We start from the raw sequence: 2419 nt of genomic DNA on the forward strand, positions 1-2419 counted from the left end.
TTCGCAAACTGCCCAAGCCCTCGGTCGACACCGGCATGGGCCTGGAGCGGATGACCAGCGTGCTCCAGGGCAAGAACTCGGTCTTCGATACCGACCTGTTCCAGACCCTGATCGCCGCCTCCGAAGACGCCACCTCGACGAAGTCCGAGGGTGCCCAGGCTGCCAGCCACCGGGTCATCGCCGACCACCTGCGCTCGTCGTCCTTCCTGATCGCGGACGGCGTGACCCCCTCCAACGAGGGTCGCGGCTATGTCCTGCGTCGCATCATGCGCCGCGCCATGCGTCACGCCCACCTGCTGGGTGCCGCCGATCCCCTGATGCACCGCCTGGTCCCGACGCTCGTGGACCAGATGGGCGAGGCCTTCCCCGAACTGGCCCGCGCCCAGGCCTCGATTGAGGACACGATGAAGCAGGAAGAGATCCGCTTCCGCACCACCCTCGGTCGCGGCATGGGTCTTCTGGACGAGGCCACCAGCGGCCTGTCCGAAGGCGGCGTCATCTCGGGCCAGACGGCCTTTACCCTGTATGACACCTATGGCTTCCCGCTCGACCTGACCCAGGACGAGGCGCGCCGTCGCGGCCTGTCGGTCGACAACGACGCCTTCGACGCCGCGATGGCCCAGCAGCGCGAGCGCGGCAAGGCCAACTGGAAGGGCTCGGGCCAGACCGCCTCGGCCGGCGAATGGCTATCCCTGCGCGACCGCCTGGGGCCCACCATCTTCACCGGCTATGACGCCGTCGAGGGCTCGGGCGAGGTCCTGGCCATCGTGGCCGACGGTGCCTCTGTCGATCAGCTCGAACCCGGCCAGACCGCCGAGGTTCTGTTCGACCAGACCCCCTTCTACGGCGAAGGCGGCGGCCAGGTCGGCGACCGGGGCGAGATCGAATGGACGGATTCCTCGGGCCAGCAGGGCGCGGGCACGGTGCTCGACGTGCTGAAGCACGCCGGTGGTGACCTCTATGCCCACAAGGTCGAGATCACGTCCGGCACCCTGACCATCGGTGCCCGGGTCCAGTTGCGCAGCCTCGCCGACGCCCGCCTGACCACCCGCGCGAACCACTCGGCCGCCCACCTGCTGCACAAGGCCTTGGCCAATGTCCTCGGCCCCCACGTCGCCCAGAAGGGCCAGATGGTCGATGCCGCGCGCATGCGCTTCGACTTCAGCCACAACGCGCCGCTCACCGAGGCCGAGATCGCCGCCCTGGAGGACGAGGTCAACGCCGTCATCCGCCAGAACCTGCCCGCCGAGACCAAACTCATGGCCCCGGAACAGGCCATCGAGGCCGGCGCCGTCGCCCTGTTCGGCGAGAAATACGGCGACGAGGTCCGGGTTCTGACGCTGGGCCGGTCCCTGACCGACACGGCCAAACCCTATTCGGTCGAACTGTGCGGTGGCACCCATGTGGCCCGCACCGGCGACATCGCCCTGTTCAAGATCGTGTCGGAGACCGGCATCGCCGCCGGTATCCGCCGTATCGAAGCCCTGACCGGAGAGGCCGCCCGCCAGTATCTGGAGTCCCAGGCCGGCGTCGCCCGCCGCCTGGCCCAGGGTTTCAAGGTCCAGCCCGCAGACGTCCCCGGCCGCGTCGAGGCCCTGACCGCCGAACGTCGCGCCCTCGAGAAACAGGTCGCCGACCTGAAGAAGCAACTCGCGCTCGGCGGCGGCTCGTCCGCCTCCGCCGCGCCGGAAGAGATCAACGGCGTCAAGCTGATCGCCCGCATCCTGGACGGCGTCGACGGCAAGGGCCTTCGCGGCGTCGCCGAGGACTTCAGGAAACAGGTCGGCTCCGGCGTCGTCGCCCTGATCGGGGTGACGGACGGCAAGGCGGCGGTCACCGTAGCCGCGACCAGTGACGTGACGGATCGCGTCAACTCCGCCGACCTGGCCCGCGCCGCCGTGCTGGCCATGGGCGGTCAGGGCGCCGGCGGCAAGGCCGACTTCGCCCAAGGCGGCGCCCCCGACGGATCGAAGGCCGAGGCCGGTCTGGCGGCGGTGCGTGCAGCCCTCGCGGGCTGACCTTTCGGGCCAGAGAGGGCGGCGAGACGTCTCCTCCGCCCTGATCGCGTATCCTTCCCCCCTTGCGGGGGTCGAAGGAGAGCGCATCGCGATCGACTGAGGTGGCAGGCGGAGCCTGACGGATGGGGGGTGCCACGATGTTAAAGATCGCGTCCGTTCGCCCTCGCTTTCGATAGCGCCTTTCACCCCCCATCCGTCCGCTTCGCGGCCACCTTCCCCCGCAAGGGGGGAAGGATTTGGCTCGTCCGACACCTCCAACTTTCAAACTTCGAGCCACCAATCCCTTGCCACATAAGGGATTGCACGTTTCTCGCCCCCTCGAACGCGCCCAGGTCTCCAGCCCTGTTATACTGCCCTTCGTCCCGTCGCGGGGAAGGGCGCAAGGCCTTGCGATCTTGTTG

1 protein-coding gene is annotated in these 2419 nt (G+C 68.9%); it reads left to right on the forward strand.

The annotated features are described in order from the left end of the window. Positions 1-2018, forward strand: a 2018-nt coding sequence (gene alaS, locus JHC99_RS18500) for an alanine--tRNA ligase (protein WP_292156160.1), incomplete at its 5' end; no start/stop codon positions are given. Positions 2019-2419: the final 401 nt, after the last annotated feature.

It is taken from the genome of Brevundimonas sp., assembly GCF_016463485.1.
In the GTDB taxonomy this organism is placed as follows: Bacteria; Pseudomonadota; Alphaproteobacteria; order Caulobacterales; family Caulobacteraceae; genus Brevundimonas.